General features: G+C 72.3%; 13 protein-coding genes. 12 read left to right on the forward strand and 1 reads right to left on the reverse strand.

Annotation, left to right across the window (positions count from 1 at the left end):
* Positions 1 to 3: 3 nt before the first annotated feature.
* The 5 genes from TSO352_RS08555 (at position 4) to TSO352_RS08575 (ending at position 5906) form a co-directional block, all read left to right on the forward strand.
* Positions 4 to 807, forward strand: a complete 804-nt coding sequence (locus tag TSO352_RS08555; RefSeq protein WP_109106923.1) for a type VI secretion system accessory protein TagJ — start codon at positions 4 to 6, stop codon at positions 805 to 807.
* Between the two features lie 166 nt (positions 808 to 973).
* A complete protein-coding gene (tssE, locus tag TSO352_RS08560) occupies positions 974 to 1450 on the forward strand; it encodes a type VI secretion system baseplate subunit TssE (RefSeq protein ID WP_109106924.1) in 477 nt (158 codons plus the stop codon).
* Positions 1443 to 3275 (forward strand): type VI secretion system baseplate subunit TssF, encoded by a 1833-nt coding sequence (gene tssF / locus TSO352_RS08565; protein ID WP_109106925.1) that lies wholly within the window; start codon positions 1443 to 1445, stop codon positions 3273 to 3275. The genes tssE and tssF overlap by 8 nt, the downstream gene beginning before the upstream one ends.
* On the forward strand, positions 3239 to 4327 hold the full coding sequence (gene tssG, locus TSO352_RS08570) for a type VI secretion system baseplate subunit TssG (RefSeq protein WP_109106926.1): 1089 nt from the start codon (positions 3239 to 3241) through the stop codon (positions 4325 to 4327). The genes tssF and tssG overlap by 37 nt, the downstream gene beginning before the upstream one ends.
* A gap of 37 nt (positions 4328 to 4364) precedes the next feature.
* On the forward strand, positions 4365 to 5906 hold the full coding sequence (locus TSO352_RS08575; RefSeq protein WP_109106927.1) for a class I SAM-dependent methyltransferase: 1542 nt from the start codon (positions 4365 to 4367) through the stop codon (positions 5904 to 5906).
* Positions 5907 to 5913: 7 nt separating this feature from the next.
* On the opposite strand, the gene TSO352_RS08580 is transcribed toward TSO352_RS08575, so the two are convergent.
* Positions 5914 to 6615: a tetratricopeptide repeat protein gene (locus tag TSO352_RS08580; RefSeq protein ID WP_109106928.1), complete on the reverse strand. Its 702-nt coding sequence runs from the start codon at positions 6613 to 6615 to the stop codon at positions 5914 to 5916.
* 374 nt (positions 6616 to 6989) lie between these two features.
* Here TSO352_RS08580 and tssJ point away from each other — a divergent pair, with 374 nt between their 5' ends.
* From tssJ to TSO352_RS32910, 7 genes are all read left to right on the forward strand, one after another.
* On the forward strand, positions 6990 to 7610 hold the full coding sequence (gene tssJ / locus TSO352_RS08585) for a type VI secretion system lipoprotein TssJ (RefSeq protein WP_247871984.1): 621 nt from the start codon (positions 6990 to 6992) through the stop codon (positions 7608 to 7610).
* Entirely contained in the window at positions 7607 to 9142 is a 1536-nt protein-coding gene (icmH, locus tag TSO352_RS08590) for a type IVB secretion system protein IcmH/DotU (protein ID WP_109106930.1), read from the forward strand. Before tssJ ends, icmH begins: the two co-directional genes overlap by 4 nt.
* Before the next feature lie 3 nt (positions 9143 to 9145).
* Positions 9146 to 12808 carry a type VI secretion system membrane subunit TssM gene (gene tssM / locus TSO352_RS08595; RefSeq protein ID WP_109106931.1) on the forward strand — a complete coding sequence of 1221 codons (3663 nt, stop codon included), beginning with the start codon at positions 9146 to 9148 and terminating at the stop codon, positions 12806 to 12808.
* Entirely contained in the window at positions 12790 to 14835 is a 2046-nt protein-coding gene (locus tag TSO352_RS08600; protein ID WP_109106932.1) for a serine/threonine-protein kinase, read from the forward strand. The genes tssM and TSO352_RS08600 overlap by 19 nt, the downstream gene beginning before the upstream one ends.
* Before the next feature lie 78 nt (positions 14836 to 14913).
* Complete coding sequence (locus TSO352_RS08605) at positions 14914 to 15357, forward strand: ATP-binding protein (RefSeq protein ID WP_199231541.1); 444 nt, start codon at positions 14914 to 14916, stop codon at positions 15355 to 15357.
* Positions 15354 to 16448 (forward strand): hypothetical protein, encoded by a 1095-nt coding sequence (locus TSO352_RS08610; RefSeq protein ID WP_109106933.1) that lies wholly within the window; start codon positions 15354 to 15356, stop codon positions 16446 to 16448. The genes TSO352_RS08605 and TSO352_RS08610 overlap by 4 nt, the downstream gene beginning before the upstream one ends.
* A 283-nt stretch (positions 16449 to 16731) precedes the next feature.
* The gene (locus TSO352_RS32910) at positions 16732 to 16917 is read left to right on the forward strand and encodes an XRE family transcriptional regulator (protein WP_146210732.1); all 186 of its coding nucleotides are present in this window, start codon (positions 16732 to 16734) and stop codon (positions 16915 to 16917) included.

Below are 16917 nucleotides of genomic sequence, written 5' to 3' on the forward strand. Positions count from 1 at the left end.
ACGATGAGCGAAACCGCAGCCCAGCTCTTCCAGGCGGGCCGCCTCGACGAGGCGATCACCACGCTGAACGGCGAGATCCGGAAGAACCCGACCGACCACGACCGTCGCGTCTTCCTGGCCGAACTGCTGTGCTTCGCCGGCAACCTGGAGCGCGCCGACCTCCAGCTCGACACGCTGGGCACCCAGGAACCGCAGATCGCGGTGACGATGGCGCTGTTCCGCCAGCTCGTCCGCGCCGACCAGGCCCGGCGCCAGCTGTTCGCCGACGGCCGGGTGCCGGAGTTCATCGACCTGCCGCCCGACCATCTGCGCCTGCATCTGGAGGCGCTGGTCGCGCTGCGCGCCGGCGACGGCGCCGGGGCGGTCGCCACGCTGGCCCGGGCGGAGGAGCTGCGCCCGCCGGTGTCCGGCACGCATGACGGCACCGCCTTCGACGATTTCCGCGACCTGGACGACGTGACCGGCGGCTTCTTCGAGGTCTACACCAGCACCGGCAAGTATTTCTGGATCGCCACCGAAACGGTGGAGTCGGTCGAGTTCCGCGCCCCGCAGCGCCCGCGCGACCTGCTGTGGCGCCCGGCCCACATGGTGGTGCGCGGCGGTCCCGACGGCGAGGTCTACCTGCCGACGCTCTACGGCGGCGCCCCGGCCGACGCCGACGCCGCGCTGAAGCTCGGCCGCGCGACGGAGTGGTCGGACGCCGCCGACGCCCCGGTGCGCGGCATCGGCCAGCGCTGCTTCCTGGTCGGCGAGGAGAGCGTGCCGATCCTGCAGCTCGGCACGCTGGAGTTCACCGGGGCGGTGTGAGGACGCGCTTGCCCGCGGCCCCCTCCCCATCCCTCCCCCTCTTCGAGGGAGAGGGGGCAGGAGCTTTGCGGCGTGAACTGAATCGCTGAGCGGCGGCAGTCCCCTCTCCCGCCAAAGGCGGGGGAGGGTTAGGGAGGGGGCCGAGAGGTCACGCATAGGAAACCCCATGGATCACGCCCAGTCCATCACCCTGTCGGTCCTCGACCGTCTGCTCGACGACACGCCGGAGCACGTGGCGCCGCGGCCGCACACGGTGGCGGACCTGCGGGCGGCGATCCGGCGCGACCTGGAAAACCTGCTGAACACCCGGCGGCGGGTGGTCGGCTGGCCCGACGACCTGACGGAGCTGGCGGACTCGATCCTCGGCTACGGCTGCCACGACCTGCTGGTGGAGAACGTCGCCACCGAAGCCCGCCGGCGCGAGGTGGTGGCGCAGATCGAGATCGCCATCCGGCGCTGGGAACCGCGCTTCGCCCGGCTGTCGGTGGTGATGACCGACAACAGCGACCCCGCCGACCGCACCCTGCGCTTCCGGATCGAGGCGCTGATCCACGCCGACCCGGCGCCCGAACCGATGGTGTTCGATTCGGTGGTCGACCCGACCTCCAACATGGTCACCGTGACGAGCAAGACCCGTGGCTGACGAACTCCTTCCCTACTACAACCGCGAGCTGACCTATCTGCGCCGCATGGCGGCGGAGTTCTCGGAGGCGCATCCGAAGATCGCTGGCCGGCTGCGGCTGAGCGCCGACGCGGTGGAGGACCCGCACGTCGCCCGGCTGCTGGAGGGCGTCGCCTTCCTCAACGCCCGCATCAGCCGCAAGCTGGACGACGAGTATCCGGAGCTGGTCGACACGCTGCTCGACGTGCTCTACCCGCATTACCTGGCGCCGATCCCGTCGATGGCGGTGGTGCAGATGCGCAGCAGCCCCGACCTGACCGGCCCGCACACCGTGCCGAAGGGCACCGAGCTGGAATCGGAAGCGCTGCGCGGCGAGACCTGCCGCTTCCGCACCGTCTACCCGACGACGCTGTGGCCGGTCGAGCTGGACCAGGCGACGCTGGCCGGCCGGCCGCTGGTCGCCCCGGCCAACCCGCGGGCGTCCGACGCGGTGGCGGCGCTGCGGCTGTCGCTGCGCTGCCGCGTGCCGGACATGAGCTTCACCGAGCTGCAGCCGAACACCCTGCGCTTCTTCCTGCGCGGCCAGCCGCAGCAGGTCTATGCGCTGCACGAGCTGCTGTTCAACAACGCCGTCTCGGTGGCGCTGGCCGACGACCCGCGCGATCCCGACCCGGTCATCCTGGGGCCGGACGCCATCCGCCCGGTCGGTTTCGGCGACGAGGAGGGCATGCTGCCCTACCCCGCCCGCTCGCACCGCGGCTACCGGCTGCTGACCGAGTATTTCGCCTTCCCGGAGAAGTTCCTGTTCTTCGACCTCGACCTGTCGTCGAAGGTGCTGCGGCGCGCCGGCAACAAGCTGGAGGTGTTCGTCTACCTGAACCGCACCGAGGGCGACCTGGAACGCGCGGTGTCGAAGGAGAATTTCGCCCTGGGCTGCACCCCGGTGGTCAACCTGTTCCGCCAGCGGGCGGAGCCGGTGGCGCTGACCCAGACCCAGCACGAGCACCGCGTCGTCCCCGACGCGCGGCGCCCCGGCGCGCTGGAGGTCCATTCGGTCGACAGCGTGCTGGCGACCGACCCCGACGGCAAACAGCGGCGCTTCCTGCCCTTCTACGGCCTGCGGCACGGCGGCGTCGAATCGGTCACCCGCACCTACTACACCGCCAGCCGCCGCCCGGCCGGCGGGCGCGATCCGGGGACCGAGGTGCATCTGGCGCTGGTCGACCTCGATTTCGACCCGTCGAGCCCGGCGGATTCGGTGCTGTCGGTCGAGACGACCTGCCTCAACCGCGACCTGCCGGGGCAACTGCCCTACGGCGGCGGCCATCCCCACCTGAAGCTGACCGAGGGCATGGCCGCGGTGCAGGGCGTCGCCTGCCTGACGCCGCCGACCCAGACGCTGCGCATCGCCGAGCGCAAGGGCCATCGCTGGCGCCTCGTCTCGCACCTGATGCTGAACCACCTGTCGCTCTCCGGCGGCGAGGAGGGGACGGAGGCGCTGCGCGAGATCCTGCGGCTCTACGACTTCCGCGATTCCGCCGAGACGCGCGGCATCGCCGACGGCATCGTCAAGGTGGCGACCAAGCGCGGCACCGCGCGGGCGCCGTCGCGGCCGGGCGACGTCGCCTGGGGCGACGCGATGTGCCGCGGCATCGACGTGACGATCGAGTTCGACCCGCAGCGCTTCAGCGGCAGCGGCCTGTTCCTGCTCGCCATGATCCTCGACCATTTCCTGGGGCTCTACTGCTCGATCAATTCCTTCACGCGGCTGACCGCCACGGTCAAGGGCCGCACCGGAGTGCTTCGCACATGGCCCGCCCGCGCCGGCAACCGCCCGCTTCTGTAATCGACCGGCTGTTCCGCGCGCCCCACCGCTTCGACTTCTTCCAGGCGGTGCGGGTGCTGGAATGGCAGGCCCGCCGCGACGCGCGCGACAGCCGCACCGCGCCCCGCCACGCCGTCGGTCACGACCATGACCCGCGCGAGGAGGTGGTGCGCCTGCGCGCCGACACCTCGCTGACCTTCCCCGGCAACCAGGTGGCGGGGGCGGAGCCCGGCGCCGACGGCAAGCCGCCGCAGCTCGTCGGCGCCTTCATGGGGCTGGTCGGGCCGCTGGGCGTGCTGCCGCAGCACTACACCGAGATGATGATCCGCTCCTTGCGCGAGCGGAACCGGGGGCTGCGCGACTTCTTCGACGTCTTCCACCACCGCGCCTTCTCGCTGTTCTACCGCGCCTGGGCCAAATACCGGCTGCCGGTGTCGTTCGAGCGCGGCCAGGGCGGCGGGAACGAGCCCGACCCGGTCACCACCGCCATCGCCAGCGTCGTCGGCATCGGCCAGCCCTCGCTGGCGAACCGGCTGGTGGTGGAGGACGAGACGCTGCTCCACTACGCCGGGCTGATGGCGCGCGGCGCCCGCTCGGCCAACGATCTGCAGGAGATGCTGTCGGACTATCTCGGCCGTCCGGTGACGGTGGAGAGCTTCGTCGGCGGCTGGCTGCCGATCCCGCCCGACGGCCAGACCCGCCTGCCCAGCGCCGCCGAGCCGCAGGGGCTGCATTGCCGGCTGGGGATCGACGCGCTGGCCGGCGACCGCGCCTGGGACGTCCAGGGCAAGTTCCGCCTGCGCATCGGCCCGCTCGACCGCGAGCAGTTCCACGACTTCATGCCGGAAGGCCGCGAGTTCCGGAAGCTGCAGGATCTGGCCCGCCTCTATGTCGGGCCGGAGCTGGATTTCGAGCTTCAGGTGACGCTGGAGCCCGCCCATGTCCCGGCCGCCCGGCTGGCCTCGGGCGACGACGACCGCAACGCCGCGCGCCTGGGCTGGAACGGCTGGGTGCTGCACGCGCCGAGCCCGGTCGAGCGGGCCGACGCGGTGTTTCCGATGCAGGATTTGTGAGACTTGCGGGCGCGCTGCCCAAGACAACGAGGATCCCATGAGCGACTGGAGCGCCGGCTATGTGTCGGACATCGAATATCTGCCGGGCTTCTACCGCGAACAGGGGCCGGCGCATCTGACGCTGAGCTGCCTGATCAACGGCATCGCCCCGCCCTCGACCGCGGGCGGCTTCGACTATTGCGAACTCGGCTGCGGCCACGGCACGACGGTGGCGCTGTTCGCCGCGGCCAACCCGCAGGGGCGCTTCCACGCGGTGGACTTCCACCCCGCCCACATCGCCCGCGCCCGCGACGCCGCCGAGGCGGCCGGCCTGACCAACATCGCCTTCCATGAGGCGAGCTTCGCCGAGCTGGCCGACGGCGCGGGGCCGGAGCTGCCGGAGTTCGACTTCGTCACGCTGCACGGCGTCTACAGCTGGGTCAGCCCGATGAACCGCGGCGCCATCGCGCGCTTCCTGGCGAAGAAGCTGAAGCCCGGCGGGCTGGTCTATGTCAGCTACAACGCCATGCCGGGCTGGGCGCCGATGATGCCGCTGCAGCGGCTGCTGTTCGAATATTCCGGGCTGGTGCACGAGCGCAGCGACCGGCAGGTCAAGGCCGGGCTGGACTTCGCCGAGCAGCTGTTCAAGGCCGGCGCCAAGATCCTGGGCGACGACGCGATGTTCGGCAAGCTGCGCGGCGAGACCAAGACGCAGAGCGCCGTCGACCAGTCGGTCTATCTGGCGCACGAGTATCTGAACGGAAGCTGGCAGCCGCTCTACCACGTCGACGTCGCCCGCGAGCTGGGCGAGGCCAAGCTGACCTACGCCGGCTCCGCCACGCTGTTCGAGAATTACCCGGATCTGGCGCTGACGCCGGAGCAGCGCCGGGTGCTGGACGGCATCGGCGTGCCCAGCCTGCGCGAGACCTTCAAGGATTACTGCGTCGGCCGGCCCTTCCGCCGCGACGTGTTCGTCCGCGGCGCCCGGCGGATCAGCGTTGCCAAGCGCGACGCCATGCTGGCCGACATGGCGATGGCGCTGACCATCCCGCGCGCCGACGCCCGCACCACCATCCAGGTGCCGCTGGGCGAGGCGACGCTGGAGGCCAGGCACTACGAACCGATCTTCGACGCGCTGGCCGAACGCCCGCGCCGCATCGGCGAGCTGATGGAGCTGCCGGAGGTGCGCCGGGCCGGCGGCAACCTGTCGGCGGTGGAGATCGCCGGCATGCTGACCGGCTCCAACCAGGCGCTGCCGCTGCCGAATCCGCCGGAAACCATCACGCCGCTGCCGTCGGTGCTGTCGCACAACCGCGCCGCCGCCGCCGAGCTGGCGACCAGCGAGGGGCGCAAGAGCAGCGCCTTCGCCGCGTCGGCCGGCGGCGCCGGCCTGCATGTCAGCACGATGGAGGCGCTGCTCTACGACGGGCTGAGCGAAGGCGTGCCGGAGGAGCTGAACGCCCTGGTCGCCCACGCCATGCGCCGGCTGTCCGCCCCGGAGAACGCCGACGACGCCAGCCGTCAGGCGATCGCCGACAGCATGGGCTGGTGCCTGCGCAACAGCCTGCCGGTCTGGCGCAGCCTGGGCGTGATCGGGTGACCGCGCGTCAGCCGGGCATCCACTGCGTGCGGTCCACCGGGTTCCGCTCCGCCTGATGCTGCCAGTTCGCCGCCTCCACCTCGTCCTCCTCGACGCCGTCGCCGGCGCGGTGGAGGTCGGCCAGCGCCGCCATGGCCTCGCGGTCGCCGCGGCTCGCGGCGGCGTGCAGCCAGCGGGCCGCCTCGGCCGGGTCGCGCGGGGTGCCGACGCCTTCGCGCAGGCACAGCCCCAGCCGGACCTGGGCGGCGGGGTGGCCCTGGCCGGCGGCCTGGCGCAGCCAGTGGACGGCTTCGGCCTCGTTGCGCTCGACGCCGCGGCCGTCGAGCAGCAGCAGGGCAAGGTTGACCTGGGCGGTGGCGGAATGCTGCAGCGCCGCCAGCCGGTACCACAGCGCCGCCTTGGCCGGGTCGCAGGGCACGCCCGCCCCCTGTTCGTGCATGTAGCCCAGGTTGTTCTGGGCGCCGACGTCGCCCTTGGCGGCGGCGCGGCGGTACCAGGCGATGGCGCGGCGCGGGTCGGGCGGCACGCCGATCCCGTTGGCGAGCAGGAAGGCCAGCATGGTCTGGGCAGGGATGTGTCCCTGCCGGGCGGCACGACGGTACCAGGGCACCGCCGACGCGACGTCGCTCACGCGCAGCGATTCGGCGAGGAGGTACTGCGCGTCGCTGTCGCCCAGTTCGGCTTTCATCCGGGTCCAAAGCGTCGGCATGGCGTCAGGCACCTTCGGTCAGTTCCCATGGGGCGGCCGGTTCCCACCGCTTGTCCCGCCGGTCGGGTCCGGGGCGGTGTGTCCAGGGCACCAACAGCGGGCGAACCGTGCTTATTCCGTTCGCCGCGGCGTTGCGGAGGCCCCCTCGTCCCCGACTCTGTCCCGCTGGGGCCTGCGGTTCAACCTATCCAGCCGGCGGTCGAGCAATTGTCACTGTGCGCCCTTTGGTTAAGGATGACCATCCGTTCGTGCCCTGCTATATCCATCCGTATGAGGGGAAAGGTGTCGTGATGCTCGGGAATGCCGGTCGGCTGTTGGCCCGGAACTGGGCGGGATCCGCCCTCGGCGCAGCCGTATGGCAGGCTTTCGCAGCCGTGATTCCGGCTTTCGCAGCCGTTTCGCTCACCGCGTGCAGTTCCACCCCGACGCCACCGCCGCCGACCACGATCGAGCTGACGGTGGTCGGCTCCGCCGCGCTGAACCCCGACCCCAACGGCCGGCCGTCGCCGGTGATGCTGCGGCTGTACCAGCTCGGCCCCAGCGACGCCTTCGCCAACGCCGATTTCTTCCAGATCGTCGACCAGGACAAGGCGACGCTCGGCCCGACCCTGCTCGACCGGCAGGAGCTGGCGGTGCCGCCCGACAGCCGGCAGACCGTCACCATCGCGCCGAAGCCCGAGGTGAAGACCCTGGCCGTCGCCGCCGCCTTCCGCGCCTATGAGGAGGCCGGCTGGCGCGCGATGGCGGTGATCAAGCCGAACACCAGGAACGCCTTCGTCCTGACCGCCAAGGCCAGCAAGGTCACCCTCACCCCGCCCCGCGACGACACCGACGGGGATTCCGCCCCAACGGAGGACGGCGCGAAAGCCGACGACGCCAAGGCCGCGGACGCCAAGCCGGACGACAAGCCCGCCGCGAAGGACGCCGCCATCAAGGCCGTGACCGACCCGTTGCCCGCCGCCACGACCAATCTGATCGTGAAGGGGGCGTCATGAGCGTCCGGCCGCCGCCCGACAAGAACCCGTTCGAGGAGCCGGACGACATCGACGCCACGGTGATGCAGCCGATGGCGTTCCAGCGCCCAATCGCCCCCGCGGCCGGCACGCCGTCCGCCGCTCCCTCCGCCGCCCCGTCGGTTGCGCAGCCCTACGCCGGCGGTCCGTCCGGGCTGGTGCCGCCGGCCTTCGGCCAGGGCGGCGTGTCGCAGGCCGGCTTCGCCCCACCCGCCTTCGGGTCCGCCGCCGCCCAGCCGATGGGCCGGGCGGTTCCGCCGGCTGCGCCGTCCTCGTCCTCCCTCGGCGCCGGCTACCGGCCGCTCGACAGCGCGACGCTGGCGGCGCTGGGCGCGGTCAGCGACAACCCGCTGGTCACCGCGGCGGCGCCGATCCTGGCGATGGTGGTCCGCGTCCGCGAGCTGGCCCAGCACCGCGACGTCGATGCCCTGCGCGAACGGGTGATCGCCGAGATGCAGCGGTTCGAGACGGCGGCGCCCCGCGCCGGCCTCGCCGCCAACCAGATCCGCAACGCCGGCTACGCCCTGTGCGCGACGGTGGACGACGTCGTGCTGGCCACCCCCTGGGGCAGCCAGAGCCTGTGGGCGCACAAGAGCATGGTCTCCACCATCCAGAAGGAGACCTGGGGCGGCGAACGCTTCTTCGACCTGCTCGACCAGATGGTGGAGGCGCCCGACCGCCACCTGATCGAGCTGGAGCTGTTCTACCTCTGCGTCTCGCTGGGGTTCGAGGGCAAGTACCGCGTCCTGCCGCGCGGCTACAGCGAGCTGGGCCGGCTGCGCGACCGGCTCTACCGCGTCATCCGCAAGCAGCGCGGCGAGGCGGAGCGCGACCTGTCGCCCCACTGGCGCGGGCAGGCCGACGGCTTCCGCCCGCTGGCGGCCTCGGTGCCGCTGTGGCTGCCGGCGCTGCTGGTCGTGGCGCTGCTGGCCGCGCTCTACGCCTGGTTCGTCTTCGCGCTGGCCGACCAGTCGGACGCCGCCTACCGCCGGCTCGCCGGGCTGATCCCGGGTACGGCGGTGCAGATCGCCCGCGTCGCCCCGCCGGCCACCCTGCCCGCCCCGCCGCCCAGCCGCACCGTGGCCCAGCGGGTCGCCGCCGCGCTGGCCGCCGACATCAAGGCCGGTCTGGTCGAGGTCAGCGGCGGCACCGACGGGCAGGTCACCGTCCGCACCCGCCTGACCGTCTTCGCGTCGGGCAGCAACCGGATCGAGCCGCGCTATGTCGAGGCGTTCCGCCACGTCGCCGAGGCGTTGCGCCACGAGCCCGGCCGCATCACCGTGATCGGCAACACCGACAGCGTCGCCATCCGCTCGCTGCGCTACCCCTCCAACCAGGAGCTGTCGGAGGCGCGGGCCGACACCGTGCAGCGCCTGATGACGGAGGTGCTGGGCAACGACGCGGCCAACCGCCTCGCCGCCGAGGGACGCGGCGACAGCGACCCGATCGCCCCCAACACGACGGCGGAGGGCCGGCAGGCCAACCGGCGCGTCGACATCGTGCTGGCGCCCTGACCGATGCTGAAGTCCATCCTGTCCGCCCTGACCTCCCGCTGGTTCCTGACGCTGGTCGCGGCGCTGTGCCTGGCCGCGCTGGTCTGGTTCCTGGGGCCCCTGGTCGCCGTCGCCGGCGCCTTCCCGCTGGAGGACCCGACGGTCCGGCTGGCGGCGGTGTTCGGCATCCTGCTGGTCTGGGCGCTGGCGATGCAATGGTCGCTCTACCGCCACCGCAGCGCCAACGACCGCATGGTGCAGGCGCTGGCGACCGCCACCCCGGCGGCGAAGGGCGACCCGAACGCCGACGCCGTCGGCCAGGAAACCGACCTGCTGCGCGGCCGGCTGCGCGACGCGATGGAGCAGTTGCGCAAGGCGCGCTTCGGCGGCACCTGGGGCCAGCGCTACCTCTACCAATTGCCCTGGTACCTGCTGATCGGCGCGCCGGGGGCCGGCAAGACGACGGCGCTGGTCAATTCCGGCCTGCGCTTCCCGCTGGCCGCCGAGATGGGGCGGACGGCGCTGCGCGACTTCGGCGGCACCCGCGACTGCGACTGGTGGTTCACCGACGAGGCGGTGCTGATCGACACCGCCGGGCGCTACATCACCCAGGACAGCCAGCCGGCGATCGACGCCCGGGTGTGGAAGAACTTCATCGGCCTGCTGAAGCGCCACCGCCCGCGCCAGCCGGTGAACGGCATCCTGCTGGCGGTCAGCCTGCCCGACCTCGCCGCCTGGAGCGAGGCCGAGCGCAAGAGCCACGCCGAACAGCTCAAGCTGCGGCTGAAGGAGCTGCGCGGGCAGGTCGGATCGCGCGTGCCGGTCTATGTGCTGCTGACCAAGGCCGACCTGATCCCCGGCTTCGCCGAGTTCTTCGACGACCTCAGCCGCGAGGAGCGCGAACAGGTCTGGGGCGTCACCTTCCCGCTCGACGACGGCAAGACCGCCGACGACGCCCCGGTCTACCGCTTCCCGGCCGAGTTTGACGCGCTGACCGGCCGCATCGCCCGCCGGGTGCTGGACCGCGTCCACGCCGAATCCGACATCCAGCGCCGCTCGCTCGACGCGCTGTTCCCGGCCCAGGTCGCGGCGCTGAAGCCGGCGATCGCCGATCTGCTGACCGTGATCTTCGAGCCCAACCGCTACGAGGAACGGCCGCTGCTGCGCGGCCTCTACCTGACCAGCGGCACCCAGGACGGCGCCCCGGTCGACCGGCTGGCCGAGACGGTGACCGGCTCCTTCGGGCTGGAGCGGCAGGTGCTGCCGGCCGGCAGCGGCGGGCGCAGCTTCTTCATCAACCGCGCGCTGCGCGACGTGGTGTTCGCCGAGGCCGGGCTGGTCGGCACCGACAGCGGCCAGGAGCGGCGGCGCCGCCTGCTGCGTGCCGGGGCGGTGCTGGCGATGCTGCTGGCCGGCCTGGCGCTCGCCGCCTTCTGGGCCAACAGCTTCACCGAGAACACCGCGCTGGTCGCCGGGGTCGACGCCGCCGCCGCCAAGGCCGCGGCGGAGCTGGAGCCGCTGTCGACCGGCCCGCGGTCGCTGACCAAGATCGACGACACCGACTTCATCACCATCGTGCCGCCGCTGAACACGCTGCGCGCCATCCCCGACGGCTGGGACGACCCGCCGCCGCTGGCGATGACCGGCGGCCTCTACCAGGGCAACCGGCTGGGCCGGCAGAGCGAGGCGGTCTACGCCCGCGCGCTGCGCACCACGCTGCTGCCCCGCGTCTTCCTGCGGGTGGAGGAGCAGTTGCGCCGCGAGCGCGGCCGGCCCGAATACCTGTTCCAGGCGCTGAAGGTCTATCTGATGCTGGCCGGCAAGGGGCCGCTGGACAAGGCGCTGGTGTCGGAATGGATGGCGCTGGACTGGATGGGCAGCCTGCCGGGCCCGGCCTATGACGGCATCCGGCGCGACCTGCGCAGCCATCTCGACGTGCTGCTGGCCGCCCCGCTCTCCCCCCTGCCTCCCGACGACGCGCTGGTGGAGGAGGCCCGGCAGAGCCTGACCCGCTACCCGCTGGCCGAACGCGGCTTCGCCATCCTGCGCGACCGGGCGGAGATCCAGGCGCTGGCCGACTGGCGGCTGGTCGACAACGCCGGGCCGCTCGCCGGCCGGGTGCTGATCCGCCCGTCGGGCAAGCCGCTGTCGGACGGCGTGCCCGGCCTCTACACCTACGACGGCTTCCACAAGGCGGTGCTGCCGGCGCTGCCCAAGGTCGCCAAGGCGCTGGTCGACGAGAACTGGGTGCTGGGCCAGCCGAGCAGCGGGCCGCAGGCGGTCGCCAGCGCGCAGACCTTGGAGAAGGGCATCCTCGCCGTCTATCTCGACCGCTACGCCCGCCAGTGGGACGAGCTGCTGGGCGACGTGGTGATCGTGCCGCTGCGCAGCCTGAACCAGGCCGCCGACGCGCTGAACACGCTGTCCGGCCCGCAATCGCCGCTGAAGCTGTGGCTGAGCGCGATGGTGCGCGAGACGACGCTCGCCCCCGGCCCGCAGGACAAGGACAAGGCTGGTGCCCCCGCCGGTGGTCCCGCCGGGGCTCCCGTTTCCGGCGGGCCGCTGGCCGGCGTCGCCCAGCAGGCGCAGGCGGCGGAGAAGGCGCTCGATTCGACCGGCACCAACGCCGCCTATCTGGCGCGGCTGGCCGGCGTGTCGCTGCAGCCGGCCGGGCCGCCGCCGGGCCAGCCGATCAACGACCATTTCCAGGCGCTGCGCATCCTGGTGCAGGGCGAGCCCGGCGTGCCGTCGAAGCTGGACGACGCGCTGAAGCTGCTGGGCGAGCTGTACCAGCAGATCGCCCGCGCCGCGAATTCCCCCGACCAGAACGGCGCCCTGCTGGCCGGACTGACCGGTGGCGGCGACAAGGCCGCGGTGGCGGCGCAGCTCCGCACCCTGACCCGCGACCTGCCCGACCCGATCGGCGGCATGGTCGCCACCGTCGCCCAGTCGTCGGCCAGCGTCAGCGTCGGCGGCGCCCGGGCGCAGATCAACAAGGCGTGGCAGTCCTCGGTCCTGCCCTTCTGCCGGGCGGCGCTCGACAACCGCTTCCCGATGGTGCGCGGCAGCACGGTCGATGTCACCGCGGCCGATTTCGCCAAGCTGTTCGCACCGGGCGGCATGATCGACCAGTTCTTCAACACCAACCTGCGGCCCTTCGTCGACATGACGGTCAGCCCGTGGGCGTGGCAGAAGGTCGATCAGGTCGATCTCGGCATCCCGCCGGCGGTGCTCGACCAGTTCGAGCGGGCGGCCCGCATCCGCGACAGCCTGTTCCCGGCCGGCGCCACCGCCGCCAAGGTGGTGTTCGAGATCACCCCGGTGGAGCTGGACGCCAAGGCGACCCAGGTGGCGCTGGACATCGACGGCCAGACGCTGATCTACCAGCATGGGCCGCCCCGCCCGCAGGTGATGAAATGGCCGGGGGCGGAGGGCACCAGCAGCGTGCGGCTCGGCTTCGGCCCGCCGCTGCCGGGAGAGCCGGCCGGCATCGCCCGCCAGGGTCCGTGGGCCCTGTTCCATTTCCTCGCCGACGGCAAGCTGGACTCGACGCCGCAGCCGGACCGCTTCACCTTCGCGGTGACGGTCGGCACCCGCAAGGCGGTGTTCGCGCTGCGCGCCGACAGCGTGAACAACCCGTTCGGCAAGAATCTGCTGGAGACCTTCCGATGCCCGACGGCGCTGTAGGCGCGACGCTCCCCGGCCCGATCGGCCCCTATCGGGTCGAGGGCGTGCTGGGCCAGGGTGCGATGAGCGTGGTCTACCGCGCCACCGACAGCCGCGACGGCCGCGCCGTGGCGCTGAAGCTGCTGCGCGCCGAGCTGCTGGCGGCGGCGGAGCGCAACGCCGTGCTGGCCCGCTTCGGGCGGGAGGCGCAGATCGGCCTGCGGCTCGACCACCCGAACATCGTCCGGGTCCACGACTACGGCACGCTGGACGCCGGCCAGGGCGGCGCCCCCTACCTCGCGATGGAGCTGGTCCGCGGCCGCGAGCTGAAGCATTACCTGGAGGCCGACCAGACGCTGTCGACGCCGCAGGCCGGCGGCCTGATGCTGGCGGTGCTCGACGCGCTGGGCTACGCCCACGACCGCAACGTCATCCACCGCGACATCAAGCCAGCCAACATCGTGGTGCAGGACGACCTGACGCCCAAGCTGGCCGATTTCGGCATTGCCCAGGTGTCGTCGTCCGACCTGACCCAGGCCGGCGACCTGCTGGGCACCCCCGCCTACATGGCGCCCGAGCTGCTGCGCGGCGAGAAGGCCGACGCCCGCAGCGACCTGTTCTCCGCCGGGGTGGTGCTCTACTACCTGCTGGCGCAGCGCCGGCCCTTTTCCGGGTCGGTGGCGACGGTGATGCAGCAGATCCTGTTCGTCGAGCCGCCGCCGCCGTCCCACGGCAACCCGGAGCTGCCACCGCCCTTCGACACGGTGATCCTGAAGGCGCTGGCCAAGGCGCCGGCCGACCGCTACCCCAGCGCCGCCGCCTTCGCCGACGCGCTGCGCCACGCGCTGGCCGTCGCCGGCACCGCAAGGGTGGCGACGCCGGCCGCCGAGCGGACGCTGTTCAACGCCGGGCTGCCGGCCGCCGCCCCGCCGCCGGACCGCGACGCGCTGACCGCGGCGCTGGAGAGCGCGTTGCGCGCCATCCCCGGTCAGCCGCTCGACGAACGGCGCCTGGCGGAGCTGCTCGGCCTGCTCGCCGACTGGCAATCCGGACAGGGTGGCGACGCCGGCCGCTGGCAGGCGGTGATCCTCGGCGCCGGGATCGGGCCGCTGACCGACCTGATCATCGCCGCCGCCCCGGCCCCGCGCGCCGCGCCGGCGACGCAGCGGCGCGACTGGATGCCGTTGGTCCGGCTGTTCGCCGCGCTCGGCCGTGCGCTGGCGGCAACCCCGGCGGCCGACCCAACGAACATCGACCGGGCGCGGATGTCGGCGGCGCGCATCGGCTTCGACCTGTCCGGCCGCTTCTTCCTCTATTCCGGCGAGCTGAACCGGGTGCTGATGGACGGCGACAACCCGGACATCCAGATGCTGTCGCTCGACTTCCTGCGGCTGGAGATCCTGCAGCACGCGCTGGAGGAGCTGGGCGCCGAGGCCGAGCTGGCGCAGAGCCGCAGCGCCATGCTGATGTTCGCGGTGCAGGTCATCCGCAAGGTGACGCAGATCCTGCGCGCCTGCACCGACGGCAACGACGGGCTGGCCCGCTTCGGCGTGGCGATCATCCTCGCCAACATCGAGGAGCTGATCGTCATGGCCCAGCGCCTGTTCGAGACCGGCGGGCAGGCCACCGGCGGGCTGCCGCAGGACGCAGTGGCCGAGTTCATCGCCGCCGCCGGCCGCTTCGCCGCCCTGTCGGTGGAGGAATTGCGCGGCGAGGTGGGCCAGGGGAGCATGACCGGGAGCATGACCGGGGGTGGCTCGGCCGACAGCTTCGCCGCCCGCCTGCGCGGCGTCGGCCAGCTCTATCTGTTCGCCACCCGGCTGACCGCGCCCGACTGCGCGCCGCTGATGCACAGCCTGTCGACCATGCTCTACGGCCTCGTCGCCGGGCTGACCGCCGACCTGGGCAACGCGCCGGTCGACGACACCGGGGCGCGGACCCGGCTGGTGGCGCTGGCCGAGATGGCGAGCGGGCTGGGCTGGAGCGAGGTGGAGCGGATCGCCCTGACGGCGCTGCGCCGCTGGGCGGTGGCCGGCGTCGCCGCGTGACCCCCGTCACCGGCAGGGGCCGTGGATGGGGCTGTGGACGGGATCGCAACAGGATCGAACGGTGGAGGATGTCGGCGCATGGGTGAGCGGATGGGCGATTCCACGAGACGCCGGCTGGACCTGGTCCTGCGCAACGACCTGTCGGAACTGGAACGGCTCGCCGTCGCGGTCGACGATTTCATCGAGCGCAACGACCTGCCCCCCGACCTCGCCTTCAAGTTCAACCTCTGCTTCGACGAGCTGATCACCAACATCGTCTCCTACGGCTACGGCGACGGCGGCACCCACGAGATCCGGGTGCGGCTGGAAGCCGACGGCGCCGAGCTGCGGGCGGAAGTGGAGGACGACGCCGACGCCTTCGATCCGTTCGCCGAGGCTCCCGCCCCCGACCTGACCGGCGACCTCGACGACCGCCGGATCGGCGGGCTCGGCGTGTTCCTGGTCAAGAAGACGATGGACCGCGCCGCCTACCGGCGGGAGGGCGGCCGCAATCTGGTCCTGCTGGCCAAGGCGCTGGCGTGAGCGCCCCCGACGCGCTGGCGTCCCAGGCGGCGCTGATCCAGGCGATCGACCGCGCCGCCAGCGCCGCCGACGCCGCCGCCGTGCGGTCGATGGCCGACACCGCCGGCGTCCAGCCGGCCACCACCCCGGCGTTGCCGCTGGAAACGCTGGCCCGCTACGCCCCGGCGGACGTCCGCAGCCATCTGCTGGCGCAGTTCGGCCGGGCGCTGGAGCGTTCGGCCGGACCGGCGCTGTGCCGGCATCTGGTGGCGGTGATCGCCGACCCCACCGCCGGGCTGCCCGACGCGGTGACGACGGCGGAGGCGCTGGCGGTGCTGCTGCGCGCCGCGCCGCGCGGTGCGCTGCACGACCAGGCCGGCGCGGCGGCGACCCTGCTGGCCGAACAGGCGCGGCTGTCCACCAACCGGCTGTGCCGCCGGCTCGACCAGCCCGACTTCCCCGACCTGCGCTCCATCTCGCTGGACGTGCTGCGGCTGGAGGGGGTGCGCTGGGTGCTCGGCATCCTCGGCCACAAGGCGGCGCTGGCCGCGCTGTCGGAGCATGGCCGGCGGCTGAGCCGGTTGACGCTGAAGCACGCCGCCGCAACCATCACCGCCTTCGTCGCCAAGCCCGACCTGCTGGCGCTGTACGACAACGTCGCCGTGGTGTCGCAGGTCGACAACCTGCTGACGGTGGCCGGCCGGCTGCTCGACGCGCTGGCCGACGGCGAGGAGGAGCGCACGCCCTTCGTCGAGCCGGACGATCAGGTCGCGCTCAGCGCCTTCGCCGCCGCGCTGAACGGGCTGGCGGAGATGCTGGGGCGAATCGCGCTGAAATCGGTCGGGCGCCGCGACGTCACGCCGGGGCTGGTGACGGCGCCGCTGGACCAGCTGCGCTTTCTGCGGCAATTCACCGCCCGCCTGGGGCCGAGTCGGCCGGCGGAGTTCAGCACGCTGGACGACACGCTGCAGCGGGTCACGCGCGCCATCGCCTTGCGGTTCGACGAGGTCACCGCAACCAGTGGAGGCAAAGTTGGTGGTGCAACCGACGATGCAGACCCGCTGACGACCCAGGCGCGGGCGGTGTCCCGCCTGCTGTCCGCCTTGTCCTGAGCCGGTTGCGGCGAAGTCCACAGGCTTTACAGGGCTTTGCCGCGACAGCAGACCAACCCCGCAATATTTCCGCCAAATGTCGATCAATCGCCGTCCATGTCACTCCGGCAAAGCTGCGTCTGCAACTTTGCAACAAACCGCTACATGACAATGGCGCCGTTTTCTTGCATTGTTATCACCGATCACCGTTCCGATGGGCAGAGCCGCTGCGGTGCAGCGATCACCGGGACGGCTCGGGCAAACGCTGACGTGTGGAAACGCTAACGTGTGGAGTCGACGCATCATGACCGGGGCGCAGTGCCAGGCGGCACGGTTGCGTCTTGGCTGGTCGACACGGATGCTGGCGAGCAAGGCCGGTGTGCCGTGGTACGCCGTGATGAATCTCGATTACGGCACCGGCGAGGTCGATCCGTCGATCGTCGACGCGCTGGCCCGCGCCTTCAAACGGGCCGGGCTGGAGCTGCGCTGA

Source organism: Azospirillum sp. TSO35-2 (assembly GCF_003116095.1).
In the GTDB taxonomy this organism is placed as follows: domain Bacteria; phylum Pseudomonadota; class Alphaproteobacteria; order Azospirillales; family Azospirillaceae; genus Azospirillum.

Coding starts and splice junctions, on each gene's coding strand:
- TSO352_RS32910 (WP_146210732.1), top strand. CDS start 16,732: ATGACCGGGGCGCAGTGCCAGGCGGCACGGTTGCGTCTTGGCTGGTCG.
- TSO352_RS08605 (WP_199231541.1), top strand. CDS start 14,914: ATGGGTGAGCGGATGGGCGATTCCACGAGACGCCGGCTGGACCTGGTC.
- icmH (WP_109106930.1), top strand. CDS start 7,607: ATGAGCGTCCGGCCGCCGCCCGACAAGAACCCGTTCGAGGAGCCGGAC.
- TSO352_RS08555 (WP_109106923.1), top strand. CDS start 4: ATGAGCGAAACCGCAGCCCAGCTCTTCCAGGCGGGCCGCCTCGACGAG.
- TSO352_RS08575 (WP_109106927.1), top strand. CDS start 4,365: ATGAGCGACTGGAGCGCCGGCTATGTGTCGGACATCGAATATCTGCCG.
- tssE (WP_109106924.1), top strand. CDS start 974: ATGGATCACGCCCAGTCCATCACCCTGTCGGTCCTCGACCGTCTGCTC.
- TSO352_RS08580 (WP_109106928.1), bottom strand. CDS start 6,615: ATGCCGACGCTTTGGACCCGGATGAAAGCCGAACTGGGCGACAGCGAC.
- tssG (WP_109106926.1), top strand. CDS start 3,239: ATGGCCCGCCCGCGCCGGCAACCGCCCGCTTCTGTAATCGACCGGCTG.
- TSO352_RS08600 (WP_109106932.1), top strand. CDS start 12,790: ATGCCCGACGGCGCTGTAGGCGCGACGCTCCCCGGCCCGATCGGCCCC.
- tssM (WP_109106931.1), top strand. CDS start 9,146: ATGCTGAAGTCCATCCTGTCCGCCCTGACCTCCCGCTGGTTCCTGACG.